The organism is Streptomyces muensis (assembly GCF_021474425.1).
Lineage (GTDB): Bacteria > Actinomycetota > Actinomycetes > Streptomycetales > Streptomycetaceae > Streptomyces > Streptomyces muensis.
The window spans coordinates 19,557-45,979 of sequence record NZ_JAKEIP010000006.1 but is presented as its reverse complement, the minus strand read 5'-3'; the positions used below and the strand labels follow the sequence as shown (position 1 = coordinate 45,979).

Below are 26,423 nucleotides of genomic sequence, written 5' to 3'. Positions count from 1 at the left end.
GGAGTCGGGTGGAAGAGGTGATCGGTGTGGAGGACTGGGCTGAGATCCGGCGGCTCCACCGTGCGGAGGGCATGTCGATCAAGGGGATCGCGCGGCATCTGGGGATCGCCCGGAACACCGTGCGTCGGGCCGTGGCCAGTAATGATCCGCCGAAGTACCGGCGGGCGCCGAAGGGCTCGATCGTGGACGCGATGGAGCCGGCGATCCGCGAACTGCTGGCGAAGTACCCGCGGATGCCCGCCACGGTGATCGCGGAGCGGATCGGGTGGGAACGGTCGTTGTCGGTGCTGAAGCGGCGGGTGCGGGAACTGCGGCCGGTCTATCTGCCGCCGGACCCCATCTCGCGGACGGCGTATCAGCCCGGCGAGCTGGCGCAGTGCGATCTGTGGTTCCCGCCGGTGGACATCCCGCTGGGCTTCGGGCAGACCGGGCGCCCGCCGGTGCTGGTGATGGTGGCCGGCTATTCCCGGGTCATCACCGCGCGGATGCTGCCGTCGAGGCAGGCCGCCGACCTCGTGAGCGGGCACTGGGACCTGCTGTCCGGCTGGAAGGCGGTGCCCCGGGCACTGGTCTGGGACAACGAAGCGGCCATCGGCCGCCGCCGGGAGGGGCGGGCCGTGCTCGGTCACGAGTTCGCCGCCCTGGCCGGGCTGCTGGCCTGCAAGGTGATCCTGTGCCGGCCCCGCGACCCGGAGGCCAAGGGGCTGGTCGAGCGGGCCAACGGCTACCTGGAGACGTCGTTCCTGCCCGGCAGGGTGTTCACCCGGCCGACTTCAACACGCAGCTGGCCGGATGGCTTGAGGTCGCCAACCGACGGGTGCACCGCACCCTGCAGGCCCGTCCGGCCGAGCGGTGGGAGGCCGACCGGGCCGCGATGCTGCCGCTGCCGCCGACCGCGCCACCGCGCTGGTGGCAGACCTCGGTGCGGATCGGCCGGGACCACTACATCCGCCTGGACACCTGCGACTACTCCGTCGACCCGGCCGCGATCGGGCGGATCGTGCGGATCGAGGCGGACACCGAAACGGTGCGGGCTCATCTGGACGGCCGCCTGGTCGCCGAGCATGCCCGCTGCTGGGCCCGCCACCAGACGCTGACCGACCCCGACCACGCCGAGGCCGCCACGGCGATGCGGCACCAGTACCGCCAAAGCGGGGCCATCGCCGCGGCGGTGGAGGTCGCACCCCCGGACCTGCCGGCATACGACCGCGTCTTCCATCTGATCGAGGGCGGCGGAGGACAGGAGTAAAAGCCATGGCCACCCGCACCAGCACGTCCCGGGACATCGCCGCCGAACTGGCCTTCCTCAGCCGTGCGTTGAAAGCACCGGCCCTGCTGGACGCCGCCGACCGGCTCGCAGAACGCGCCACCGCGGAGTCCTGGACACACCAGGAGTATCTGGCCGCCTGCCTGCAGCGCGAGGTCGCCGCCCGCGAGTCCCACGGCGGAGAAGGCCGCATCCGCGCGGCCCGTTTCCCCGCCCGCAAGACCCTGGAGGAGTTCGCCTTCCATCACCTGCGCGGGCTGAAGCGGGAGGCGGTGGCCCACCTGGGCACCCTGGACTTCATCACCGGCAAGGAGAACGTGGTCTTCCTCGGCCCGCCTGGCACCGGCGAGACCCACCTGGCCATCGCCCTGGGCATCCGCGCCTGTCAGGCCGGACACCGCGTCGCGTTCGCCACCGCCTCCCAGTGGGTCGACCGCCTGGCCGCCGCCCACACCACCGGAAAACTCCAGGACGAGCTCCTCCGCCTCGCGCGCGTCCCCGTTTTGGTGATCGATGAGGTCGGCTACATCCCGTTCGAACCGGAAGCAGCGAACCTGTTCTTCCAGCTGATCTCCGGCCGCTACGAACGTGCGTCCGTGATCGTGACCAGCAACAAGCCGTTCGGACGCTGGGGAGAGGTCTTCGGCGACGACACCGTCGCCGCCGCCATGATCGACCGTCTCGTCCATCACGCCGATGTGCTCTCCTTGAAGGGAGACTCCTACCGGCTCAAAGACCGAGACATCGGCCGCCCACCGGGCGCGGCAACCGGGTGAACAACTGCATACGGGGTCAAAACTCACCGACCCCAAAGGGGTCCAGGTTCAGAGACCGCCGACATATTGGATTGCGGCAGATAAGTCGTTCTCGCTGCCGTTGTCCTCAGGCTTCGGCGCGACTTGGGAGGCCGACGGCCTCAGTGAGTCGGCGCCACCACATCAGGCTGAGCGTGCCGCCGATGTGCTGCGTCTGGCGGTCTACGTGCCAGGTGGCCGGAAGCGGAGGCCCTGAGACAGGGCCGCGGCCATGCGGAGAACGCCGGTGGCCGGGGTCTTCAAGCTGTTCGCGCTGGTGTTCAGCGCATACGAACTTGGGCGGTCTGCCCGTCAGGAGCCCTGCCCCTCCGTCGTGCTTGTGATGTGCGTGGCAGAAGGGGCCGCTGGGGCCCGTGAGCTTGTCGAGAGAGCCTGGTCAGCGGTACTGCGGTGGCGGTTCTGAGGGAAGAGAGCGCTGGACTCTTCCGGCGAAGGCGCCGCTGGTGACGGAGTGGGCCGAAGTGCCCAGGGAAGTCCTGCACGAGACTCCAGCCGGGGTAGGGACCGGCCACGGTTCACCTCCTGGCTGAGCCAGGAGGCCACGCCCCGGTGCGCAATGCCGACTCCACCATGCTCCAAGCGGAGAAGACGCCGAGCGCTGATCCCGGGACTGGCGGTACGCCGGGTTCACCGGTGCACTGGGTCACGGACGGGCTGCCCGGCCGGCTCGCGGGCCGCGCTGTCGCGGCGTCCTGGCCTGGCCGTACGGCGTACCGTCATCCAGGCGCCGGAACCTTCGCCGCCTGAGTGGGGCAGTTCGCGAAGATCCGAAACCCGCTGTCGGCGCGGGAAGGCTGGCCGCACACGACTGACCGGCTCGATCCCCACGGCTTGCCGCCAGCAGCGATCACATGAGTGGCCTGGTCTGGTGGATGCGGTGGTAGCAGTGGTGGGCGGCACCACCGGGCTTACCGTTAGTGCCGCCTCGAACTGCAAGGACGCGTGGCGCTGGATGCGACGGCAGGCTCAGCCGTTGCCGTCCCGGCACTGGTGGGCGGCGCTGCAGCCTCGGTCGCCGCTGGCGTTCGCAGCGATGGGGGGAATGTTCAGGGGGTATCGAAGGAGAAGTGAGCGCCCGGGTCGCTGGTCGGGTTGTAGCGGAACTGCGGGTGGTAGTTGGGGTTCGCCACCCAGCGGTCGTGACGGAAGCGGATGCTCTGGGGCATGAGGGTCGTGCCGGCTGCCCGACCCGTCATCTCGTAAATGTGGACGCCGGTGATCGCCTGAGGCGGAATCCTGCGGAAGAAGGCCCACTCGTCCTGGCTCGCGTAGTGATCGTGCGGGTCCCGGTTCCCCCGGAGCTGCTCGGGAACGTGCAGGATGAAGTTCGCGGCCCGCCTGGTGACGGTGCGCGAGCCGCGCAGGGTCTCGCCGTCGACTGCGACGGCGCACAGGTCGTCACTCTCGCCGGGGCTGGTGCAGTGCGGGACTTTCAAAACACCCCCTAGGACCCGGCCGAGGGTGGTCGCCCGCGGGGCGGCCCGCAGGCCGAGCCTGTCACGGATCTCCTTGGGCAGGTAGGTGGCATGCCGCGCGATGGCGACCAGTGTGGTGGCGCCGGCGAGCACGGCGATCGTGCACAGGGCGAGCAGGGACCCGAGCCGGTAGCGGCGGCCCTGACGGCGGCGGGGATCCGGCAGCACATCCAGGATGTCGGCCAGGTCCACGACCCGGCCGACATCGAGAGTGGTGCCCGCATCATGGTCGCGGTGGCGGGCCAGGAGAGTGATCAGCGATGATGACATGCGGAAGCGGTTCGTGTTGATGAGGCGTCAGACACCTCGATCATCACGGACCGCCTCCTCACCTTGATCACCGCCCCTGACCTCAACCAAGCGCGACCCCAGAGGTTCCGCGCGTCACTGGTGTGGCCGGTTCGCAGGACACGCAGGGCCCCGACCACGCCGCCGCGACGGCCGTCGGACGCGGGTTCACGAGCAACAGCCTGAGCCGCCTGTGCTGGGCTGTCCGCCGTGGAGGTCGTCGCCGTGGCCGGCGGCGATCCGTGACCATTGCGCGGTCGGCCGTCCGTCCTTGCGGAACTGCTGGCCGCGCGTCTCGTACGGCTGCGGCCAGCCGAGCGGGGAGTCCTCCCAGGTCTCCTGCCGTCCGTAGACGGTCATGTCGAGGATGCCGTAGGACGGCGCCATGGGTTCGACACCGCGTCCGGTGGTCCAGTACGTCTCGTAGACGCGGTCCCCATCGCGGAGGTAGATCGCTTTCATCCCGAAGTGGCGGCCGGCGAGGAGCCGTTCGTGAGACTCGGCGGGCACGGAGTACCAGGGCATGTCCCAGCCCATGAAGCGGTGGTAGCGGTCGGACTCCTCGTAGGGGCCCTGGCAGAAGACGGCGAAGGTGACGTCACGCTGGTGCAGATAGGACAGTTCGCGGACCTGGCCGGTGAAGAAGGTGCAGCCCTCGCACTGGTCGGCGGCGGTGTGGCCGTCGTGCCACATGTGATAAGACACGAACAGCTGGGTGCGGCCCTCGAAGACGTCGATCAGGGGGACGTGCCTCTTACCTTCGACGAGCGGGGCCGACGGGTCCACCTCGGTCATGGGCAGCCGTCGCCGGGCGGCGGCGATCGCATCGCCCTCGCGGGTGTGCGCCTTCTCCCTCACGCGCAGGGTGTCGATCGCGGTCAGCCACTCCCCGCGGGAGACGACCGGCGGCTTGTTCTCAGCAGTCATGGCTGTACTGACCCGGCAGCTCGCAAGAACTCATCGGTGGAGCCCGAACCGGGCGCAGACTGACCACGACCTCGGCCGCACGAACACCGCCACGCGTGACGCGCAGAACTTCTGAAAGCTCGCTTAGCGCCCACCGAGGACAGTTCAGAGCGTCTCATCACCCGAGAACGCACGAGCCCTGGTGGGCCACGAGGTCGTAGTTCGTGCCACGCGAGACGAAGCCGTTCGCGAAGATGTCGTTCGGGTACCGGGAGTCTCCGCGGTACAGGACGCCGGGCAGCGTCCCCTGAGACAGCGCCGCACCAGGCTCGTCGGCCGCGCTGGCCGAACCGGTGCTCGACACGAGCGCGGCTGCGGTGATGATCGCCACGAGCAACAACTGCATGACGAGGAGTACCGTGCTTCGGTGTCCGGCGTCGCGTCCGCGGTTGGGGCGTTCCCTGTTCAGGGACCGCCGCGACGTATGAGAGGGACATGCGTGTATCTCCAATGCTCAGAGTGCCGGGATCCGGCCTGACACATCGAGGTTCGCAATACGGAAGGTTGAATCTCACCCCCCTCTGATCAGGGAAGACAATCCGCGACCCCGAGGGCATGACTGTGCGGAGGGATTGATTGCGGGTTCGATTCCCCTCGGCTCGTGGTCATCGACGAGGGCGGTGGCGGCGAGCCCGCCGGCGGATGCCGGGACGGGCAGACGGATCAGCACGACGCCGTCTTCGTACCGAGGGCCGCCTCATCCGAGCCGGACCACCGTGAACTGCTCACCGTGCGGGACGAGCTGATCGAGGATTCAGGTGGACTCGTGGCCTCCGTCCGCGGCGGTGCGCTTGTTCGCCACGTACGCTGACGACGAGGTGCACCTCCAAGTTCGCCCCGACGGCCCCGACGCGGATCCTGTCCGATCTTGGCGTTGTCCTCACGCCTTGCTCTTGCTCTCGACCTCATCCCGCACTGGCACGCCAGGCTGAGCGTGCTGTAGCAGCACCTTCGATCAGCTGCTGTGGAAGCCAGGTGGAACGTAGCGGTCCGAAACCGAAAGTGAGCATTGTTCCTGCTCGAACGGACCAGCGGGGCAGGCGCGCGTCCAGCGAGCCCCGGTACAGGGCACGGGCGCCGGTGGCGGTATCAATGGGGATCGTCGCCCTGCTGCCGCAAGTGCGGTAGACCGGATTGACCGATGTCGTCGCCCTCGTTCTGTCCAGATCACCGGCGACCTGCCTCACCAGGGGCCACGCCAACCTGCGCACCTGTTTCCGTCGACTGTTTAGAGCGCGGCTGGTCAGTGCGCCTCGGCGTCGGCGTGGCAATCCCAGACAGATCGTACGCGCTTGGGCGCTAGTTCCCTCCAGAAGGCACCGCACACACTGCTGTGTGAAATTCTGAACAGTAGCCTGTTAATGGTGCCCTTGCCTCGGGCTACCTGGCCTTTCAGGCCGCATAATGGCGATAGGGTCTGGCTCCATGACCACTGGGCAGGACAAGAGGGCGACGCGGGCCGCGTCAGTACTGCGGGAGGAGATCCTCCAGGCTGGGCCAGGGACGTTCATCGGCGCCGAGGACGCTCTCATGAGCAGGCTCGCTGTGAGTCGGCAGACGCTGAGGATGGCCGTATCGATCCTCACACAGGAAGGCCTGCTCACTGTCCGGCGCGGCCAGCGAGGCGGTCTGTACACCCGGCTCCCGACGAGTGAGTCCGTGGCGCACATGGCCTCGGTGTTCCTGCGGTCTCAGGGCGCGGACATCGAGGATCTGACACGCGTCAACGCGCTGGTCGCCGCCGAGGCGGCGCGGCTCGCTGCGGCCAACCCCTCCGTGGAGGCTCGTCGAACGCTGTGCGATCTGGTGGAGCAGGCGGACCGTGCCACCGGTAGCTCCGTCATCGACGCCTCGCTCGTGATCAGCCGCTATATCGGTGTTCTGAGCGGGAGTCCGACGCTGACGCTGTTCACGACGGTGCTCTCCGAACTCGCCCGGGGTGGATACGCGGAACGGATCCTCTCCGACTCCTCGAGGATCGACGCGTGCCGGCGTGCGCACCGGGCACTTGCCCGGGCGGTGGCCGACGGCGACCAGGACCTTGCAGCCGAGGTGATCCGAAAGCATCATGAGCGGCTGCTCGGTTGGCTGGGGAGTCGTCGGCGAATGGTGAAGAGTTCGCGGAACCTCACTCAAACAGTAGACGGATAGAATGGCCCGGGTTACCGTCGTTCTGGTCGGACCAGTGAAGACCATCGCGCTCGCGTCCTCGCACTCCGGCGTACCTCCGTGCCCGACGGCCGGAGGGGGAAGACGGTGCCGTTCTGGAGCAGGACCGTGGGGCCTCAAGCCGACCTTGCCTCACGCCTCCAGCTGCATCCGGCCGAGGGCACGAGCGTGGCGAGAGCGAGGCGCGCGAACAGGTCGGCCGGAACTGGACCATATCGAATCCTCCAGGAGCGCGGCCGTGCCCGCAAATTGATCCGGGGTGTTTACTCGATCCCTAATTCGGGTGACCCGTCACCCTCAGTCCAGAGTCGTTCCTCTGATCTCTTTCACCTGAAAAGAAGGAGACTCTCGATGCTTCAGTCCATTCGTCGTGTCGTGACCGGCCATGACTCCGAGGGCCGATCGATCGTCTTGTCCGACGAGTCCGCAGACGCCACCGCCGCGGAACTGCCGTTCTGGCCGGGACGCGGCAGCACGGCCATCTGGACCACACCAACCGGGCCGGCGAGCAATCGGGAGGAAGATCTCCCGCGGCAGATCACCGGATTCCCTCTCCCGGGGAGTGGCGGCGTTGCTCTCATGTTCATGGAATTGCCGCCGGACTCCGAGTTGGAATCCATGCCGGAGGAACAGCGCTCGCTCGCGTCGAGCCCGGTGGCACGCCTTTTTCCGGAGGCGTATGAGATTGACACGTCGAAGTCGTTCCAGATGCACGCGACCGACACCGTCGACTTCGTCGTACTGCTGTCCGGCGAGGTCACATTGCTGGTCGATGAGGGTGAAGTGGTGCTGAAGCCGTTCGACGTGGTCATCCAACGCGGCGTCAATCACGGCTGGGTCAACCGTGGAACCACTCCAGCCCTGATCGCGGCGGCGGTGATCGATGCAGTACCCCTCGATCGGAGGCGCAGCGGCCCCAAGGGGGTCGACGTCGCCACATAATCGAGCCGTCGACCGACCAGAAATGGAGAGAAGTGCCTCATGAATGAAACTCCGATGGCAGCCCTCAATAATGGGTTCGCCGTCCCGCAGATCGGCTTCGGTATATGGTCCATGGATATGCAGACGCCCACCGTACTTCGGGCGGCGCTCGAAGCCGGGTATCGCAGCTTTGACACCGCGGCCGTACATGGCACCGAGACCGCCGTCGGAACTGCGATGGCCGAATCAGGAATCCCCAGGGATGAACTGTTCGTTACCACGAAAATCTGGAACAGCGAGCAGGGGTACGACTCCGCTCTTCGGGCCTTCGATGCATCGCTTTCCAAACTGGGCCTGGAATATGTGGACCTCTACGTCATCCATTGGCCGCTCCCGTCTCGGGATGCTTATGTGGACACCTGGAGGGCGTTCGAAAAAATTCTCGCCGATGGGCGCGTCAAAGCCATCGGAGTATCAAACTTCGAGGCCAATCATCTGCGGCGGCTGCTTGACGAGACATCGGTGGTGCCGGCCGTCAATCTGATCGAGTTGAACCCGGTCCTCCCGCGATCGGACCTGCGCGCCTTTCATGCCCAACACGGAATCACGACCTGGGCGTGGAACGCGTTGGGGCAAGGGCGGGGTCTGCTCGATGCTCCCGTGTTCAAGCACCTTGCGCGCAAGTACGACAAGAGCGCGGCTCAGGTTCTGTTGCGGTGGCACGTCCAGCAAGGGAACCTCGTCGCTCCGAAATCCGTGACACCTGCTCGTATGCGGGAGAACCTCGACGTCTACGACTTCGAGCTCGACACCGACGACATCGCGATGATCGCCACCCTCGAAACCGGAGTCCGGACGGGGCCTCATCCGGACGAGTTCGACGTTGTCACCTGGTCCGACGAAGAACGGGCTGCGTTGGGATGACATCAGTGGGAAGGGCGGTGATCGGATTGCCGGCGCCTGGGGTTCCGGCGGCCGACCGTTGCTCTTCCCTCCCGGCGTTCCGACTTCGCCGGCGTGAGCGTATGCACTCTCCTGGTCCGGGCGATCGGTGGCGTGGTGAACGTGGAACCGCCTCGCTGGCAAGCCGGGGAAGCCGCCTTCGACTGTTCGGCGCGGCGGCGCGGCGGCGCGGCCGGCCAATCCATGCAGCGAGGGCCGCTTATCCCTCGTAGTCCAGGCGTCGGCCGGTTGTGGAGGCTCGTTCGATCGTGTCGAGGAGCCGGTACTTCCGCCAGGCTTCCTGGAACGTGGGCACGGTCTCGGTGCCGTTCGCCCAGTCCTTGGCGACCGCGTCGTAGAGGAGCGCCGTGTGATGGGCGACGTCGGTCAGGTCCGCCTGCGGGATCGTGTGGTACTTCTCAGGCGCGGGCAGCGGTGCGAGTGTTTGGCCCTGACCGCGTGCGCCGGAGACCGTGAGACCTCCGGGCACCATCCCGTCGGCCCCTGAGAGGTGCAGGTCGCCTTCGGTGCCGGTGACGGTGGCCCAGATATCCGCGCCGTTGCGCTTCCCGGCCTCCACGTGGGCTGACAGCACTGCGCCGCCGGACAGGGTCGCGCTGATCAGTACCTGGTCGGGTGTGCTGACGGGAATGGTCTCACCGGTTTCGATGATCGTGGCCTTGTCGAACTGGCGGGCGACCACGGCCGACAGGCTCTCGATCTCGGGCACGGATGCGAGTACGGGGTCGAGGTGGTGGCCGGCGACGAGCGTCAGGGCCGTCGATCCGTTCGCCGCGTCGGCCGCGTCAGCGTTGCCCTTCAGGTATTGGCCACCCCAGTAGGGCACCGCCACACGCACCGTGACGGACCGGACTCGGCCCACGTACCCGTCGGCGATCAGGTCGTGGAAGTAGCGCACGCCCGGGGCGAAGCGCCGCTGCAGGCCGACTACGGTCCGCACGCCGGCGAGCTCCGCTCCGCGCGCAAGCTCCGCCGACTCCGCCAGGGAGACGCCGATGGGCCACTCGGACAGAACGTGCTTCTTCGCGGCGAAGGCCGCGCGGATGATCTCCGCATGCGACTGTGTGCGCACGCTGACGACGACGAGGTCGACGTCGGGATGCTCGATGAGTGCGTCCGAGTGATCGAACGCGTGCTGCGCGCCGAACTTCTCTGCTGCCTTTTCCGCGCTCTCACGCCGGGTGGTGCTCACCGCGGTGAGCTCGTACCCGGGGAGGGCAGCCAGCGCCGGCAGATGCGTCAGCGCGGCATAGCTACGGTCCGGGTTCGCCCCGACGATCCCGACGCGGATCTTGTCCGACCCTTGCGCTGCCTTCATTCCTCGCTCCTCACTTTCATCCACCAGACGGGCTCAGCAGGACCCGACTTCCGCCGGGAGTCCCCGGTCACCCCGGCTCGCCGAGAGCCTTCCGCAGTGCCCGCGTTCAACTCGAACGAGCGCTGACACGCCACTGCCTCTCGGGTACCCGAAGGCGTAACCGGAGTGAACCTCCGCTTCAAAAGAAGATACGGAGGTTGTCTCCGCTTATGCAAATCGCGGCCAGGGGGCGCGCCAGCTTGAGAGCATCGGTGTCGAACGTTGAGCGGTAACCGGATATTCCTTCCGCTTCTGTCGTGTCCGGCGTGGTGAGGCGGACCCAGCGTTGAGGCAGCAGATGGCGGCGGCCAGTCCGAGAGAGGACTGGCGGTTGCGGGCCTTCGCTCGAACGGGAGCTCCTGAGCCGAATGTGATGAGACAGTCACGGCATCGTGCGTTCGATCACTCAACCACGCCCGGTGTAATCACTGAGCCAACCCGAATTCGTCACGAGTGAGTTCCGCTCACCCCGGCGTTCGTCCAGGTCGGGCTGTCGTCAGGTCCACCCGTCGTCACGACAGACAAGCGGCGGAGTTCCTTCACCTCCGCTCGATCACACGGCGCTTGGTCGGGCCCCGGCTGGTTGCGTAGTGACCGTGACCGCAGGAGGCGTCGGGAGTCATGGCGGGCGAGCGGCGGAAGTTCGACGCGGAGTCCCGTGCGGGGCTGTGCGGATCGTGGCCGAGATCGGCAAGCTGATCACGCAGGTCGCCGGACCGGGGGATCGAGGCTGGAGATCGCCACGTGGATCGCGGACTTCCTATAGCACGAAGCGACGCCACCGCTCGGCAGACGGGTAACCGCCAGTCGAGTTCGAATGGATCATCCAGGAAGCGCGAGCCCGTACCGATCGGGAAGGCCGGGGCCGTATGACCAACCTCGTCACGTAACCAGGGGATTGACACCTCACACAGCATGGACATTCTCCAGAACCACGGCGAGACCTTGGCCGACGCCGATACAGATGGCGGCGAGACCCCATCGCTCGCCACGTTCGAGTAGCACCTTGGCAAGGGTGCCGAGGATTCGCGCACCGGAGGCGCCGAGCGGGTGGCCCATGGCGATCGCGCCGCCACGTGTGTTGACGATGGCCGGATCGACGTCCCAAGCATCGATACAAGCGAGAGACTGGACGGCGAAGGCCTCGTTGAGCTCGACGGCGCCGACCTGCGCCCAAGTGATGCCGGCGCGACGCAGCGCGATCTCAGCTGCCTGGACCGGGGCGTAACCGAAGAGCTGTGGTTGGAGCGCGGAGGAACCACGCCCGGCGATGCGGGCCTGTGGCGTCACGCCGATCCGTTCCGCGGCCGCGGCGGTACCCAGCAGAACGGCCGCCCCGCCGTCGCTGAGAGGCGACGCGTTGCCTGCGGTGATGGTGCCGTCGCGTCGGAATGACGGCTTGAGGCCGGCAAGCGTTTCAGCTGTCGTGTTGGGGCGGATGCCTTCGTCCCGCGCCAGATCGACGCCCTCGACCGGAACGACGAGATCATCGTAGAAGCCCTCTTCCCAGGCCTGTGCGGCCAACAGGTGGGAACGCACCGCCATGGCATCCTGCCGGTCGCGCGAGATGTCGTACTTCTCCTGCAGCTGCTCGTTGGCCTCGCCCAGGGATACCGTCCATTCCTGGGGCATCCGCGGGTTGATGAACCGCCAGCCGAGCGTGGTCGACACCGCGGTGACATCGCCGACCGGGTAGGGCCGGGGAGGCTTCGGAAGGACCCACGGCGCCCGGGTCATCGACTCGACCCCTCCGATCACGACGATGTCGGCGTCGCCTGTCGCGATGGAGCGGGAGCCCATCATCGCGGCGTCCAGGCTGGAACCGCAGAGGCGGTTGACCGTGGTCGCCGGTGTGGTGACAGGCAGGCCGGCGAGGAGAACCGCCATGCGACCCACGTTGCGGTTGTCCTCACCCGCTCCGTTCGCGTTTCCCCAGACCACTTCATCAACGGCTTCGCGGTCGAGCTCCGGAGTCTTGGCGAGCAGGCCGCTGAGGGTGATCGCTGAGAGGTCGTCGGGCCGGACCGAAGCGAGCGCTCCGTTGAACCGCCCGAATGGAGTCCGTGCCGCTGTGTACACATACGCCGATCTGTCGCCGCGCGTCACCGCGCCTCCCAGTGTTCGCCAGCCAGACACATTCTCTGCACGCATACCATCGTTGTGGTCACCTCGACATCACATCGAATCCGCTGGATCGTCATTCAGCTCCCTCACGCCGCGAAACCGGAGGCGAGGCCTGCGGTCCCCGGACTGATTCATGAGACTTCGTTCGCTGCCGCCGCGGTCATGGAGGGAAGGTCCCGAGTGAACAACGCCAATGCCGTGTATTCGATGTCCTGGCGGATCGCTTCCAGCGACAGACCAGTGGAGAGGATGTATCGGTCAGGACGCACCAGGACGACCTGTGCCTTCTTCTGTTCGAGCCACTCGGCCAGCTGATCACCGGTGTCACCGAGTTCACGTGTCTCAAAGAAGCGCACAGGTACGTCCGTCGGCCACCACAGACGATCAGCGCTTGGTATCGGGGAAATGCTGATGACGCTGAACCCATCGCCGAGGAGACCGTCGAGCGTCGGCAGTGTGTCGCCTCGCACGGGCTGGGGGAGAGTGGACCCGCCTCCGGTTCCCACGAGGATCCCCGGCGCCAGATCAGGAATGCGAAACGTCGGAACATCGGTGACGTCGCCGTTTCGTAGCGCGCGATTTCGCGCCTCGACGGCGACGGGATCAGTCTGGCTCACAAAGCGACCGACTCCGATTGCCGATCGAACAACACTCTCGACATGAGGTTTGCGTTCCTGCTCATAGGAATCGAGAATTTCCTCGGAAAAGTGTCCTTGCACGACGCCGGCCAACTTCCAGGCGAGATTGTGGGCGTCGCGAACACCGGAGACCATTCCCTGCCCAAGGAATGGCGGCATCTGGTGGGCGGCGTCGCCGGCGAGCAGCATGCGCCCCTTGCGCCAGCTGGGCGCGACGAGGCCGTGGAACGTGTAGATCGCATCACGCTCGACCTCGAATCTCGATTCGCCGAGAAGTGGGCGAAGGAACTCGCTCACGTGTTCGAGGCTCATCACGTGTCCGGGGTCATCGTCGTCCCGGAGGCGCATTTCCACGCGGTATCGACCGCCTGGGACAGGGTTCGACACCCAGGCTCGACGAGGGTCGCACACTTGCAGAGCATGGTCCGGCAGCCGCGGGGAATCGTCTTCGATTCGCAGATCCAGCACCAGCCATTGTTCGTCGAAGTCGAGTGATTCCAGGTCTTCACCCCATGACTCCCGGAGCTGGCTTGAGGCGCCATCACATGCGATCACCCATTTCGCCGCCACGTCGACGGCACTGTCATCGGCGATACGACGGCAGTGAATTGTTGCGGTGTGATCACTCATGTCGTAGGAGATGGCGTCGTGCCCGCGAAGGATCGTGACACTCGGAAGACCGGCCGCGACCGATTCAAGCGCACGATCGAATTCCGGCTGATAGAAGTACATGCTTGCCGGGAAACCGGACCGGCCGACGCCGCCCGCGGGAATCCTTACGAGCGGGCTGAGGGCCTGGTCGGCGAGTACCAGCGCGGTATTGGGTGTCATCGTCGGCAGCAGACTTTCCACGCAGCCCAGTTCTTGCAGGACGCGAAGGACGGTGTGGTCGAGGTGGGCGGCCCTCGGCAGCGGAAACACATCGAGCGCCCGGTCCACGACCGTGACATCGACGCCACGCCTGCCCAACAGGCCGGCCAGGACCAACCCCACCGGACCTGCCCCAACGATCGCAACGTCGGCGCCTACGCGCTCTGTCATCGAACTGCCCTCTCTCATAACGTCCATTGAGTCGACCTGGCTCAGGCTACTCATTGTTTTACGGAAGCGTCAAACTTCTGGAACTCGGCGGGCTCGCCCTCGCAGGCCGGCGGCGCGCACGCGGACACCTCCACTGCCGCGGCTACAGCTCAGCGGTGGTTGGATGAATCCGCGGCAGACCGCGGGCCAGCATGCTTGCGGGAACCTCTACGCCCTCTCGATGGCGGTGACGATCCCCCGTTCCGGGAGGGGGCGCGCGACGGGATGATCAGGATCCGACCAGTCGTAGAAGCCAACTCCGGATTTCCGGCCCAGCTCTCCGGCGGCTACCAGCTCGCGCATGAGTCGCGGCGGCTCGAACCTCGCCCCGTAGTACGCGCTGCAGTATTCGGCGATTTCGAGACGCACATCGAGCCCGACCAAGTCGGTCAGTCGAAGCGGTCCGATCGGATATCCATAGCCGAGTTCCATTCCGGCGTCGATGTCGGACGCCGATGCGACGCCCTCTTCGAGCATGCGGATGGCCTCCAATCCGGTCGCCACGCCGAGACGGCTGGTCGCGAATCCTGGCCTGTCGTCCACAGTGATCGACGACTTGCGGATCCCGGCGATCCAACGCCCCACCGTCGCGACCGTCTCGTCCGAGGTCAGGTCACCCCGGATCACTTCGACGAGCCTGCTCACCGGAACGGGATTGAAGAAGTGCATACCGAGGAACCGCCGAGGCTCGGACACGGCGGCGGCCAGCTCGCTGATCGAGATGCTGCTGGTGTTGGTCGCGACGACCGTCGTCGCCGGTACCGCGGCCGATACCGCCGCCAGCACCTCCTTCTTCAGCTCGGGAAGCTCGGGAACCGCCTCGACCACGAGGTCCACGGCCGGCAGCGCCTCCATCCCGAGGCCGGCCGACAGACGTGCGAGCGCCTGTTCTTCATCGAAGTGGGCGTACTTCTGCGCCGTTCGCCTCACCGACTTCCGTGTCGCATCGATCCCACGCTGGAGGGCGGCGGGGGAAGTGTCGCGAACCTCCACCGCGCACCCGCGAACCAGGAACGCGTGCGCGATACCCACTCCCATCCGGCCGGCGCCCACAACGGCGACACCGTTCGGCAGGTCACGTACGGTCATCGTCGCTCCGTCCCTTCCAGGAAACCCGGGTCACACGCGGCCGCGATCCACGGCGGAGCGGGAGCCGAGTGCTGGCGCGGCAGGGTGTTGACCCAGACGTAGTCGACCGCACCGAGCGCGAACAGGCCTTCGGCGTCCTCGAAGCGGAACGACACCGTGTAACTCGACGTGCCCACCCGGGTGATGGCGGCACGGATCCGGAACTCGTCGTCAAGGCCGACCGGCCTGCGATAGTCGCATCGCGATCGAACCGCGGGTGTTGCCTTCTGTTCCGCGATCACTTGCGAAAGAGGATGCCCGAGATCTACCAGCAACTCTGCGTAGGCCGCGTCCATCCAGTAGAAGAACCGCGCGAAGTTGACCTGGACGAGGTCGACGTCGACCATCGTCACCCGCCGGTGAAGGGTCACGCTCATGATCGGCCTTCTCCTCTCTGCTGCAGGAACGCGGACATGCGAGCCCGCTTCTCGTCGGACTCGAACAGCAATGCCTGCGCGGCGGCGTCGAACGCGGCGGTCGACGGTGCGCCCAGGCCGAGCGCGAGTTTCGTGAGTTCAAGCGCTCGGGCCGATGCCGATGCCATGCGGCCTGCGTACTCGACGGCTTCGTCGAGCACCGTCTCCGGTGAAGCGACGCGGTCGACCAGACCGGCGCGGAGCGCTTCAGCGGCGTCCAGCCGTTCCCCGCCGAGAAGCATCCTCCGGGCCACAGACAGGCCCGCTGTCCGTTCGAGCCGCTGATGTGCGCCTGCGGCGGCGAGAATGCCCAGCGACGGCTCCGGCTGCGCGAACCGTGCCCGCGGGGTGGCGAAGCGGAAGTCACACGCGGTCGCGAACTCGCACCCCCCGCCGTACGCGGCGCCGTCGACTACGGCGATCGTCGGCAGGCGCATCGCCGCGATCCGGTCGAAAAGAGCCCCGTTGATACGCCGGAGAGCGTCATCGGCTCCTCGATCGCGCAGTTCGGTGATGTCCGCTCCCGCGACGAAGGTGCCGGGGGTCGTGGAGTGGAACACCGTGATCGACGGATCTCCGAGAGTGTCGATCACCCGGTGGAGCTCTTCGACCATCCGCAGGTCCAGCGCGTTGCGCTTTTCGGGACGGTCGAGCCCGACGAGCGCCACCGCGCCTCGCCGCTCCAGACGAACGACGCTCACGCCAGGCTCCGTTCGAACGCCTCGATCGCCTCGGTAACCGCCGCCGCCTGGTCCCAGGGGACGAAGTGGCCAGAGTCCGGGACGATTTCGACCTTCCCGCCGAATCGTTCGGCGCAGGCGCGGCTGACATCCGGTGACACGATCGGGTCGTCCGCGCCGTGCACGAAGAGCGAAGGAACCGGGAGCCCGGAAGGCCGGTCGAGCGGTTCGTACCGGGCGAGGATGTCGACGCCGCTGACAGCCGAGTGCAGGGGCGTCGTGGCGAAGATCCTCGCCAGCCACGCCAGGCTCTCCTCGCTCTGCGGCTGTGCGCAGATCGCCGTCGCAGAACGCCCGGCGAACCTGGGCCAGTCACGGAGCATTGACGAGCGCATACGGTCATACGGCGCGCCGGCGGCACTGGGCGTGCCGATGGCCACGATGCCGGCGACGCGTCCATGGTCCGGCATCGCCAGCGCGACTGCGGCGCCGAAGGCGAAGCCGACGATGATCACGTCGGACAGCCCGAGTTCCTCGACGAGGTCGGCCACGTCCTGCCCATGACCACTGAGTTCACCGTGCGCGGTCAGGTCCCGCGACGCGCCGAATCCCGCCAGGTCCGGCACGATCACCTCGTGCCCCGACGAGACGAGCGCGAGTTCCTGGTACATCCAGACAGTCCGGTCGAGGCACCATCCGTGCAGAAGGACCACCGGGCGCCCGCTCCCGCGGCGGTGGTATCGGAGTTGCGTCACTTGATGCCTTCCTTCAACGCTCGTTCGCGAACGATCTTGGGTTGCACTTTGCCCACGTGATCCCGCGGCAGCTCATCCAGGTACTCGAGGATGCGCGGGTACTTGTACGGCGAGAGCTGGCGCTTGACGAGGTCCTGCAGCTCCTTGCGAAGCCCGTCGGTCGCGTCCTTCGGGTCGTTCGTCACGACGAACGCGGCCACCGCCTCCTGACGGAGCGGATCGGGCAGCCCGACCACGACGACCTCGCGGACGGCGGGATGTTCGGCGAGCACGGACTCCACCTCGCTCGGGGCGACCTTGTTCCCCGAGGTGCTGATCATGAAGTCGGAGCGCCCGAGGTACTCGAGATCTCCTTCGCCGATGTCGCGTACGAGGTCGTCGACCCAGACCCAGCCGTCCCGGACGTCGGCGCGCTGCCGCTCCGGAAGCCGCCAGTAGGTGAGACCGCTCGGTCCCCGGATCGCGAGCCTCCCGATGCCGCCCGGAGCGACCTCGGCGCCGGAATCGGGATCGATCACCCGTGCCTCGTAACCGGGTGCGGGGGACCCGAGCGCACCTTGCGGAACCTGATGCTGCGGCACCACGACCCAGGTGGCGAACGCCGTCGACCCGAAGTTGTTCAGCAGGACGATGCCCCGTTCACGCCAACGTTGAGTGACCTCGCCCGCCGAGGAGGACTGCCACATGGCGAACCCTCGTCGCAGGGCGGTCGGCGCGGGCGCTCCCGAGTCCAGCACGGACAGCATCGCCGCCCAACTCGCGGTGATCGCTGTGAACGTGTGCACGTCGTGTTCGTCGAGTGCGGCGACGACGGCTTCCGGGCGGGCGAACTGCTCGATCATCACGACGGTCGCCCCGTGCAGCAGGGTGAAGATCGTGTGGTAGATCATCCCCAGCGCGTGCCCGATGGGTGTGGCTGCCGCGTACCGCTGGGCGGGTTCGACCTCCAGGGCGCGTCCGATCGAATGACCGGCCAGCAGGAAGCGGCGCTGCGTGTGGTAACAGCCTTTCGGACGCCCTGTCGTTCCGCCGGTGTGCCATACGATCGCGACGGAGTCCAACGGGACGGCCGCCGGCGTACGAGCCGGAGCCGGCGGCAACGACCAGGTGTTGCGCCCGTCGTCGTCCCGGGAGAACTCCAGGATCACGGCCACTTCCGCCGCCGTCGCCCGGTCGACCACGACGGCGTGTTCGACGTCGTTCGCGGAGAGGACCACACAGTGCGGTGCGGTGTCGTCGAAGTACACGTCGAGTTCGGCGGCACGCGCGATGTACGGGACGGGAACCACGACAGCGCCGAGCTTCCACGTGGCGATCACCGCGACGATGCCCGCGGCGACGTTGGGGGAACGGATCGCGACACGGTGCCCGGCGCGAACTCCCGCCGCTGCCAACCGGTTCGCGACGTCTTCCGACTCCGCGGCGAGGTCCGCGTACCGTAGTGTCCGTCCGCCGAATTCGATGATCGCCGGCACGTCACCGTGTCCCCGCCCGACCTGCTCGTCACTCAGCGCGGCGCCCAGGTTCACGGCGTCGTCGAGTTCGACGCCGGGGACGGTCAGGTAATCCGGCTGGTCCTCCGGCGGCACGAGCCACTCGGGAGGCAGCGTGGGATGGACCGGGTATCGATCGCCTCGCTTCATGCCGCCTCCAGCACGGTCACCGCGATGGCCGCGGTGTCGTCGATGACATAGCCGCCCGCGTTCTCCGCGACCGCCCACCTCGCGGCGGGTACCTGCCGGGCGCCGGCCTCTCCGCGAAGCTGCCGGGCCAGCTCCCCGATCTGTGCGGCGCCGGTGGCGGCCATGGGGTGGCCCCGCGACTCCAGACCACCGCTGGGGTTGACGGGCAGCCGGCCGCCCAGACGGGTCGTGCCCGAGCGCACCAGGCTCGCTCCGGCACCCGGGTCGCAGAAGCCGAGCTCCTCGTAGGCCAGCAGTTCGTTGAAGGCGATCGAGTCGTGCACCTCTGCGACGCTGATCACCGAGGGGCCGATGCCCGCTTCGTCATAGGCCCGCCGTGCCACCCGGGCGACCGAGGACCGGCCCTCGGCCGGTGGCGCTCCCATGCCGATGGCGCTCCCCCGGATGAACGCCTCGCGCGCCCGGCGCCGATGATCTCCCGTGGTGAGGACGAGTGCGGCGGCGCCGTCGCTGACCGGCGCGCACATGAAAGCGGTGATCGGCTCGGCGACGGTGCGGGACGCCAGCACGTCCTCGATCGTCATGGCCTTGGTGTACTGGGCCTCAGGATTCAGCGAAGCGTGCTCGCGGTTCTTCACCGCGATCCTCGCCAGGTCTCGCCCGTCCAGTCCCCAGCGTCGGCCGTAGTCATGGACGCGACGTGGGTAGACCGTCGAGACGAACACGCTCCCCTCGCCGGGATCCACGCCGGCGGCATCGAGGAGCGGGCGGTCGACGGCGCCGTTGAGCGCCGTGTAGGTGGCTCTGCGGTCCTCCGAGTACATCTTCTCGACACCGAGCACCAGCGCGGCGGAAGCGGCGCCCGAGCGCAGCGCGCTGATCGCGAGGTTCACCGCGCTCGACGATCCGGCGCACGCGTTCTCGATGTTGAAGACAGGGAGGCCCGAGAAGCCCAGGGGCCGAAGCACTGACTGACCGACCACGCTCACCTGTCCGGTCGTGACGGCCGAGACGGCGTTCGCCACGAAGGCGATGTCTATGTCGGAACGGTCGAGCCCGGCATCGGCGAGCGCCTGACGCACCGCGGGTTCCGCGATCTGTTCGAGTGTCTGGTCGATCATTCGGCCGAATCGTGTGATTCCGACCCCCGCGACCAGGATGTCGTCCTTCATCCCCGGCCGCCGAACTGCTCCACGAACGTCTGGGCCCCGCGACGGAAGTTCCCCCGCCGCATCGCGTCCCAGTGGATCTCCCGGTCGTAGGCCAGCGCCTCCCCGAGAGGCAGCGTCGCACCCGCGAACACGGCCCTCTTCGCGGCGTGGACACCGATCCGGCCCGCCTTCCGGGCGACTTCGGCCGCGAACCTCTCCGCCTCCGCCCTCGCGGTGCCCGCCGGAACGACCTGTTCGACGATCCGGAGCTCGGCTGCTCGCACCGGTGTGACCGGCTTTCCGTCCAGGACGAACCGCAGTGCCGCCGCCGGCCCCATGAGCCGGGACAGGAACTGCACACCGCCTCCCCCCGACGGCATGGCACCGAAGAGGTCCATCTCCGGAACGCCGATCTGCACCTTCTCCGCATCGCCCGCGATGCGCAGGTCGCATGCGACCGCCAGTTCGAGACCACCGGCCAGCGCGTGGCCGTCGATGGCCGCGATGACGAGCACCGGAAGTCCCCGGAGCCGCTCGCAGATCTCGCGGAAGCGGTCCATCGACTCGTTGAACCGGTCGATCAGGCCATCCATGCCCGCCTCGCGCAGGGTTCCCGCCATCCAGGCCGCGTCGGCGCCGGCGGAGAAGACACGGAGGTCGCTCGCGAGCACGACGCAGGCGATGTCGTCGCGATCGACGATGTCGCCGATCGCCGACTCGAAGCGGTCCAGCAGTTGTGGCGACAACGCGTTGACCGGCGCGTTGTTCATCGTCCAGGTCTGGAAGCCCTCACCTTCGAGTACGGCCAACGGCTCTTGTCGGGCTGCGACATCGGTCACGGCACCCCTCCCTGTTCCCTTCACTGCGATTGAGCTCCTTGCGCAATCCGTTAGATGATTAATACTATCTAGACTATTGGAGCGCAAGCAGCCCGAAGACCGTTGGAAGGAAGACCTGGATGTCCGATAGCTCACGGCAGGCGGCGGAGAGCGCCGCGGATCGCTCCTGGCGCATGCTGATCGGGGGTGAACTCGTTGCGGCGCGACACGGCTCGACCACGGAGACGATCAACCCGGCCACGGGTCGTTCCTTCGCCCGCTACCCGCAGGGTGCCGAGGCCGACGTGGACGACGCCGTCAGTGCCGCGACCGCGGCCGCCCCTGTCTGGGCGGACACACCCATCCGGAAACGCGCGGCGGCCGTCAGCGCTCTCGCGGACGCCATCGAGGCGGCAGGTGAGGAGATCTCTCTCCTGGACACGGTGGACAACGGAAGCCCCATCGCGGTGATGCGCAACGACTACCTTCTGGCGGTCGAGCATCTGCGGTACTTCGCCGGACTGGCCCTGCAGCTGAAGGGCGAGAGCATCCCGGTCGACGACCATGACGCCCTCGACTTCACCCTGCGGGCGCCGTTCGGCGTGGTCGGGCGCATCGTGCCCTTCAACCACCCGTTCATGTTCGCCGCCTCACGCATCGCGGCACCCCTGGTGGCCGGCAACACAGTGGTGCTGAAGCCGGCGGAGGTCACCTCGCTGAGCGCGTTGCGCCTCGGCGAGCTGGCCCGCGACCTTCTGCCGCCGGGTGTGCTGAACATCGTGACCGGCCCCGGCGGCACGGTGGGCGACCGGATCGTCGCCCATCCGGACGTACCGCGCATCGCCTTCACGGGAAGCGAGGCCGTCGGCCGCGGCATCCAACGACGAGCCGCCGACGGTGGGGTCAAGGTCGTCACGCTCGAACTCGGAGGCAAGAACCCGATCATCGTCTTCGACGACGCGGACCTCGACGCCGCCGTCGAGGGCGCGCTGCGCGGTATGAACTTCACCTGGCAGGGGCAGTCCTGCGGCTCCACATCCCGTCTGTACGTACAGGAGACGGTGTACGCCGAGTTCATCGAGCGTCTCAGTGCCCGCATGGCGAGCATGAGACTGGGTGAACCGACGGACCCGGCGACCGAGATCGGCCCTGTCGTGTCACGGGCCCAGTTCGACAAGGTGTCGGGATTCATCGACGAAGGACGTTCGACGCCCGGCCTGGAGCTCGTGACCGGCGGGGTGGCGCCCGAGTGCGGCGACGGGTACTTCATCCGGCCGACGCTCTTCAGTGGGAGAGACGAGGAGCCCGGGCGCCTGTACACGGAGGAGATCTTCGGGCCGGTGCTCGTGGCGAGTTCGTTCGCCGACTACGACGACGTGGTCGCCAGAGCCAACCGGCTCCCGCTCGGACTCACCGCCAGCGTCTGGACCCGAAGCCTGCGAACCGCGATGAGCGCCGCCCGTGACATCGAAGCCGGTTACCTGTGGATCAACTGGAGCTCGGGCCACATCCCGGGTGCTCCGTTCGGCGGCGTCAAGAACTCAGGCGTCGGCCGCGAGGAGGGTCTCGGAGAACTGGAGAGCTTCACCCAGCCCAAGAACGTCTACGTCCGCTTCTGACCAGCATGTGCCGCGACAAGAAGAGAGAGACCTCATGCCCGAACAGTACGACGGCGTCATCATCGGATCCGGCCAGCACGGCCTGATCCTCGGAACGTATCTCGCCAAGGCGGGACTGAAGATCCTGCTGCTCGAACGCCGGCTGATCTTCGGTGGCGGTCTGAGCACCACCGAGGTGACGAAGCCCGGCTTCTACCACCAGATGCACTCGGTGAACCACTTCAACATCACGCAGACGCCCTGGTACAAGGACCTCGAACTCGCGAACCGGGTCCGCTATGTGACGCCGCGGTACGACTTCGCACAGCCGCACCGGGACGGCACGGCTCTGGTCTTCTCGCGCTACATCGACGAGACGTGCGAGTCGATCGCCAGGTTCAGCAAGAAGGACGCGCAGACGTACCGCGAGTGGAACGCCAAGGCCGACCTGATCAGCGATCACATCTTCTGGCCGGAGCGCTACTCCGAGCCGCTCGCCGAGGCGGAGCGTGATGAGCTTCTGTCACGGAGCAGTGCGGGCCGGGACTTCCTGGAGATCATCAACCGGCAGCCGCTCACCGCGGTGAACGAGCTGTTCGAAGAAGAGCGGGTGCGCCTGCTCCTCCTCTTCAAGATGTCGCTCTTCGGCACCGTGCTCTACGACCAGGTGACCACGCGCAGCCCGATGGGTGCCCTGGTGCGCGGATTCGACCTCGTGGCGAACTACCAGGTCGCGCAGGGAGGCAGCGTCGCGCTCGCCCGGAGTCTCATGGAACGCTACGTGCAGGCCGGCGGGGAGTTCCGGTCCGGCGCGCACGTGGAGCGCATCGTCGTCGACCAGGGGCGCGCCACCGGCGTCCAGCTCGCCGACGGCACGGTCATCAACTCGCGCTTCGTCGCCAGCACCGTCGACGTGCCGCAGACCTTCCTCAAGATGGTCGGCGAGGACCAGCTGCCGGCGCCGTACGCTGACAAGGTGCGTGCCTTCAAGCAGACCGCCTGGACGCTGTTCGGCCTGCACCTCGCCCTGGAGGAAGCCCCCCGCCACATCGGCACCGACTTCGACCCGCACGTCAATGAGGCGCTCAAGGTCAATGTCGGCTGCGAGTCGATGGAACAGTTGTTCGACCTTCATGACGAGGTCGCGGAGGGGAAGATCCCCTCGCGTATCAGCTTCGGAACCGGATCGGTCACACAGTTCGACCCGTCGCAGGCACCCGACGGAAAGGCGACCGCGTACGCCTGGCACGCGATGCCCTACGCCCCCGACGGGGATCCGGAGAGCATCGAGGCGGTGAAGGAGGAGTTCGCCGACCGGATGATCGAGACCTGGCGCGAGTGGGCCCCCAACCTGACCTCGGACAACATCCTCGCGCGTCATATCTACACCGCCAACGACTACACCAAGGAACTCGTCAACATGGTCGAGGGCGACATCTTCGTGGGCTCGTTCTCCGGCGACCAGACCATGTGGAACCACTTCGGCTACCGCACGCCGATCGAAGGCCTGTACATGGCTGGGTCACCCACGCATCCCGGCGGTGCGATCTCGGGCGGAGGCGGTTACATCGCCAGCCGGATCATCGCCGAGGACTACGACGTTCCGCTGTGGTGGACGCCTGTCGACGCGCGGGCCTCCCTCGAGAAGCTGGCGGGGCGATGACGATGAACCGTCTGCCGCTCACGCTGGCCTGCTGGGACTACGACCGGATGCGCGCCCTTCAGGACGGCACCGTGCGGCCCGAGGGCATCGACCTGACCTACCTGCCGTTGATGATGCCGGAACCCGCGTTCCGCATGCTGCACCACGGCGAGTTCGAGATCGCGGAGATGTCCCTGTCGTGGTACGCGCGGACGGTCCACCTCACGGAACGACCGTTCGTCGCGATCCCGGTGTTCCCCTCTCGCATGTTCCGGCACTCCTCGGTCTACGTGAACGCCGACAGCGGCATCGAGTCGCCCGAGGACCTCGCAGGCAAGCGAGTCGGCTGCCCCGAGTACCAGATGACCGCGGCTGTGTGGCTCAAGGGCATCATGGCGGAGCACCACAAGGTGCCGGTCGACAGCGTGACCTATGTGACCGGAGGGCTTGAACAGCCCGGCCGGACCGAGTCGCCCATGACTCTGCCCGCATCGATCCGCGTCGAGCCGGTGCGTGCGGACACCACCCTGTCGGAGGCGCTGCGCACCGGCGAGATCGACGCCCTCTACACCGCCCACGCTCCGTCGTCCTTCGCCGATGGCTCCGGCCGTGTGCGCCGTCTGTGGGAGGACCACAAGTCGGCGGAGATCGACTACTTCCGCAGGACGGGGATCTTCCCGATCATGCACGTCATCGTCATCAGGCAGGACGTCCTCGAAGCGCACCCGTGGGTCGCGCAATCGATGGTCAAGGCGTTCGAGCAGGCGAAGCAGACCGCCCTGGCACCGCTCTCCGAGACGACCGCGCTGAAGTACATGCTTCCCTGGCTGGCCGACGCGGTGGAGGAGTCCAGGGCCATCCTCGGTCCCGATCCGTTCGCCTACGGGCTCGAAGCCAACCGGTCGGTGCTGGAGACCTTCCTGCGCTACTCGCACGAGCAGGCCCTCATTCCGGCACCCCTGGCCCCCGAACAGCTCTTCGCCCCACAGACCCTGGAGGTGTCGCGGATATGACACGCACAGTCGTGGTGAGCGGCGGCGGGCAGGGGCTCGGGCGCGCGTTCGCGCTCGCGCTGGCCGAAACCGGGTGGCAGGTCGCCGTCGCGGACATAGACCACGCGAACGCGGACCGTGTCGCCGCCGAGATCGTCGACGCGGGCGGAGTGGCCGTCGGCGTCGAGGTCGACGTGGCCTCGGAGCCCAGCGTCGCTTCCGCGTACGAGGCGGTCAGGGAGCGGCTGGGCGCGGTCACGGGACTGGTCAACAACGCCGCGTTGTTCTCGACCCTCACCATGGGGCCGTTCGAGGACATCGGTCTGGACACATGGGAACGCGTGATGCGTGTCAACGTCGCCGGCGCCTTCCTCATGACACGTGCCTTCGTGCCGGACATGCGTGCGAACGGCTACGGCAAGGTCGTGAACATCACCTCGGCGACCGTGTTCGCCGGCAGGCCCGGGTATCTCCACTACGTCACCAGCAAGGCCGCGCTCGTGGGCATGACGCGAGCGCTCGCCGGCGAGCTGGGCCCCGATGGAATCACGGTCAACGCCATCGCGCCCGGGTCGACCGAGACCGAGGTCGAACGGGCGACGATCAGCGCGGGCGACCGGGCAGCCATGGCCAATGCCACGGCACTGCGCCGGATACAATTGCCGGGCGACCTGGTCGGCGCCTTGCAGTTCACACTCAGCCCGGACAGCGACTTCATGACCGGGCAGACGCTGGTGGTAGACGGAGGGTTGGTATTCCACTGAATCGCGACGGCACCAACCGGGCCATACGCTCGCTCACCGAGGTGCGTGTGCCCAAGGCGGCCGAACTCGTCGCCGATGCCCTCCGCAAGAACATCATCGACGGATCCTTCGCCGACGGAGACGTGCTGCCTTCGGAAGCGCAGTTGATGCAGCGGTTCAACGTGTCCCGGCCGACGTTGCGCGAGGCAATCCGGGTCCTCGAACAGGAGCGGCTCATCACTGTGCGCCGGGGAGCACGCGGGGGTGCCGTCGTGCACGGCATGAGGAGCGAGATCGTATCCCGCTACGCCGCGCTGTTTCTGGAGTCACGCGGAACCGGCCTCGATGATCTCTACGCGGCGCAGGCGATCATCGAACCGGCGTGTGTGGCCCTGCTGGCCGAGTCCTCGTCGCAGGAGATCGTCCGCAAGTTGCGCCAGGCACTGGATGAGGAGGCATCCACGCTCGGGTCCGAGCAGGAACTCGCCGACCGGGTGAGCTTCCATACGACCTTGATTCAGCTGAGTGGCAACCAAACCCTCAGCCTCATGTCCGAGGTCATCAGCGATGTCCTCCTCGCCATCGGCGGTCGGGAACCCGTGGGGATCGCCGCCGCCGACGCCCTGGAGCACCACCGGCTTGTCGTCGACCTGATCGAGGCCAGGGAGCCGGAACACGCGCGAAGGCTGTGGAGCGACCACCTGCATGCTGCTCGCGTACTCCGCACGAAACACGGCGACACCACCGGGCCGTAGGCCGGTGGTCCGTCAAACCCGGATTCGGGCGGCGGGTCC

The 26,423-nt window shown here is 67.3% G+C and carries 23 protein-coding genes and 1 pseudogene; 11 read left to right on the top strand and 13 right to left on the bottom strand.

Features of this window, described 5'->3' with window-relative positions; all coding sequences use genetic code 11:
* The first annotated feature begins 17 nt into the window (after positions 1–17).
* Positions 18–1,249, top strand: a pseudogene (gene istA / locus L0P92_RS03065) (IS21 family transposase).
* 5 nt (positions 1,250–1,254) lie between these two features.
* Positions 1,255–2,043, top strand: a complete 789-nt coding sequence (gene istB, locus L0P92_RS03060) for an IS21-like element helper ATPase IstB (RefSeq protein ID WP_234760859.1) — start codon at positions 1,255–1,257, stop codon at positions 2,041–2,043.
* Positions 2,044–3,128: 1,085 nt separating this feature from the next.
* On the opposite strand, the gene L0P92_RS03055 is transcribed toward istB, so the two are convergent.
* The 3 genes from L0P92_RS03055 to L0P92_RS03045 all read right to left on the bottom strand — a co-directional run bounded on the left by L0P92_RS03055 (position 3,129) and on the right by L0P92_RS03045 (position 5,157).
* Positions 3,129–3,827: a transposase family protein gene (locus L0P92_RS03055; protein WP_234760858.1), complete on the bottom strand. Its 699-nt coding sequence runs from the start codon at positions 3,825–3,827 to the stop codon at positions 3,129–3,131.
* Between the two features lie 186 nt (positions 3,828–4,013).
* On the bottom strand, positions 4,014–4,772 hold the full coding sequence (locus tag L0P92_RS03050) for a DUF899 family protein (RefSeq protein WP_234760857.1): 759 nt from the start codon (positions 4,770–4,772) through the stop codon (positions 4,014–4,016).
* Positions 4,773–4,929: 157 nt separating this feature from the next.
* Positions 4,930–5,157 carry a hypothetical protein gene (locus L0P92_RS03045; protein ID WP_234760856.1) on the bottom strand — a complete coding sequence of 76 codons (228 nt, stop codon included), beginning with the start codon at positions 5,155–5,157 and terminating at the stop codon, positions 4,930–4,932.
* Between the two features lie 255 nt (positions 5,158–5,412).
* On the opposite strand from L0P92_RS03045, the gene L0P92_RS03040 reads away from it, so the two are divergent.
* The 4 genes from L0P92_RS03040 to L0P92_RS03025 all read left to right on the top strand — a co-directional run bounded on the left by L0P92_RS03040 (position 5,413) and on the right by L0P92_RS03025 (position 8,825).
* Positions 5,413–5,622: a hypothetical protein gene (locus L0P92_RS03040; RefSeq protein ID WP_234760855.1), complete on the top strand. Its 210-nt coding sequence runs from the start codon at positions 5,413–5,415 to the stop codon at positions 5,620–5,622.
* Positions 5,623–6,236: 614 nt separating this feature from the next.
* A complete protein-coding gene (locus L0P92_RS03035; protein ID WP_234760854.1) occupies positions 6,237–6,962 on the top strand; it encodes an FCD domain-containing protein in 726 nt (241 codons plus the stop codon).
* A gap of 369 nt (positions 6,963–7,331) precedes the next feature.
* Entirely contained in the window at positions 7,332–7,922 is a 591-nt protein-coding gene (locus L0P92_RS03030) for a cupin domain-containing protein (protein WP_234760852.1), read from the top strand.
* 39 nt (positions 7,923–7,961) lie between these two features.
* The gene (locus L0P92_RS03025) at positions 7,962–8,825 is read left to right on the top strand and encodes an aldo/keto reductase (RefSeq protein ID WP_234760851.1); all 864 of its coding nucleotides are present in this window, start codon (positions 7,962–7,964) and stop codon (positions 8,823–8,825) included.
* Positions 8,826–9,063: 238 nt separating this feature from the next.
* Here the strand turns inward: L0P92_RS03025 and L0P92_RS03020 are convergent, their stop codons facing one another.
* The 10 genes from L0P92_RS03020 to L0P92_RS02975 form a co-directional block, all read right to left on the bottom strand.
* The gene (locus L0P92_RS03020) at positions 9,064–10,182 is read right to left on the bottom strand and encodes a Gfo/Idh/MocA family protein (protein WP_234760849.1); all 1,119 of its coding nucleotides are present in this window, start codon (positions 10,180–10,182) and stop codon (positions 9,064–9,066) included.
* Between the two features lie 945 nt (positions 10,183–11,127).
* A complete protein-coding gene (locus tag L0P92_RS03015) occupies positions 11,128–12,327 on the bottom strand; it encodes a thiolase family protein (protein ID WP_234760848.1) in 1,200 nt (399 codons plus the stop codon).
* A 149-nt stretch (positions 12,328–12,476) separates the two neighbouring features.
* On the bottom strand, positions 12,477–14,078 hold the full coding sequence (locus tag L0P92_RS03010; RefSeq protein WP_234760847.1) for a bifunctional 3-(3-hydroxy-phenyl)propionate/3-hydroxycinnamic acid hydroxylase: 1,602 nt from the start codon (positions 14,076–14,078) through the stop codon (positions 12,477–12,479).
* A gap of 153 nt (positions 14,079–14,231) precedes the next feature.
* Entirely contained in the window at positions 14,232–15,152 is a 921-nt protein-coding gene (locus L0P92_RS03005) for a 3-hydroxyacyl-CoA dehydrogenase family protein (protein WP_234760846.1), read from the bottom strand.
* Complete coding sequence (locus L0P92_RS03000) at positions 15,149–15,568, bottom strand: acyl-CoA thioesterase (protein WP_234760845.1); 420 nt, start codon at positions 15,566–15,568, stop codon at positions 15,149–15,151. The genes L0P92_RS03005 and L0P92_RS03000 overlap by 4 nt, the downstream gene beginning before the upstream one ends.
* Positions 15,565–16,308 carry an enoyl-CoA hydratase/isomerase family protein gene (locus L0P92_RS02995; protein ID WP_234760844.1) on the bottom strand — a complete coding sequence of 248 codons (744 nt, stop codon included), beginning with the start codon at positions 16,306–16,308 and terminating at the stop codon, positions 15,565–15,567. The genes L0P92_RS03000 and L0P92_RS02995 overlap by 4 nt, the downstream gene beginning before the upstream one ends.
* Entirely contained in the window at positions 16,305–17,000 is a 696-nt protein-coding gene (locus tag L0P92_RS02990; RefSeq protein WP_308289609.1) for an alpha/beta fold hydrolase, read from the bottom strand. Before L0P92_RS02990 ends, L0P92_RS02995 begins: the two co-directional genes overlap by 4 nt.
* Positions 17,001–17,038: 38 nt before the next feature.
* Complete coding sequence (locus tag L0P92_RS02985) at positions 17,039–18,685, bottom strand: class I adenylate-forming enzyme family protein (protein ID WP_234760841.1); 1,647 nt, start codon at positions 18,683–18,685, stop codon at positions 17,039–17,041.
* On the bottom strand, positions 18,682–19,857 hold the full coding sequence (locus L0P92_RS02980; protein WP_273633986.1) for a thiolase family protein: 1,176 nt from the start codon (positions 19,855–19,857) through the stop codon (positions 18,682–18,684). The genes L0P92_RS02985 and L0P92_RS02980 overlap by 4 nt, the downstream gene beginning before the upstream one ends.
* Positions 19,854–20,675, bottom strand: coding sequence for an enoyl-CoA hydratase/isomerase family protein (locus tag L0P92_RS02975; protein WP_234760838.1), 822 nt, complete (start codon positions 20,673–20,675; stop codon positions 19,854–19,856). Before L0P92_RS02975 ends, L0P92_RS02980 begins: the two co-directional genes overlap by 4 nt.
* A 119-nt stretch (positions 20,676–20,794) precedes the next feature.
* Here L0P92_RS02975 and L0P92_RS02970 point away from each other — a divergent pair, with 119 nt between their 5' ends.
* From L0P92_RS02970 to L0P92_RS02950, 5 genes are read left to right on the top strand one after another with little or no spacing between them, the layout of a single operon-like run.
* Positions 20,795–22,273: an aldehyde dehydrogenase family protein gene (locus L0P92_RS02970; RefSeq protein ID WP_234760837.1), complete on the top strand. Its 1,479-nt coding sequence runs from the start codon at positions 20,795–20,797 to the stop codon at positions 22,271–22,273.
* Positions 22,274–22,307: 34 nt separating this feature from the next.
* On the top strand, positions 22,308–23,915 hold the full coding sequence (locus L0P92_RS02965; RefSeq protein ID WP_234760835.1) for a phytoene desaturase family protein: 1,608 nt from the start codon (positions 22,308–22,310) through the stop codon (positions 23,913–23,915).
* Positions 23,912–24,907: an ABC transporter substrate-binding protein gene (locus tag L0P92_RS02960; RefSeq protein ID WP_234760834.1), complete on the top strand. Its 996-nt coding sequence runs from the start codon at positions 23,912–23,914 to the stop codon at positions 24,905–24,907. The genes L0P92_RS02965 and L0P92_RS02960 overlap by 4 nt, the downstream gene beginning before the upstream one ends.
* Positions 24,904–25,650 (top strand): SDR family NAD(P)-dependent oxidoreductase, encoded by a 747-nt coding sequence (locus tag L0P92_RS02955; protein WP_234760832.1) that lies wholly within the window; start codon positions 24,904–24,906, stop codon positions 25,648–25,650. Before L0P92_RS02960 ends, L0P92_RS02955 begins: the two co-directional genes overlap by 4 nt.
* Positions 25,651–25,697: 47 nt before the next feature.
* Entirely contained in the window at positions 25,698–26,384 is a 687-nt protein-coding gene (locus L0P92_RS02950) for a FadR/GntR family transcriptional regulator (protein ID WP_234760831.1), read from the top strand.
* The last annotated feature ends 39 nt before the right edge of the window (positions 26,385–26,423 follow it).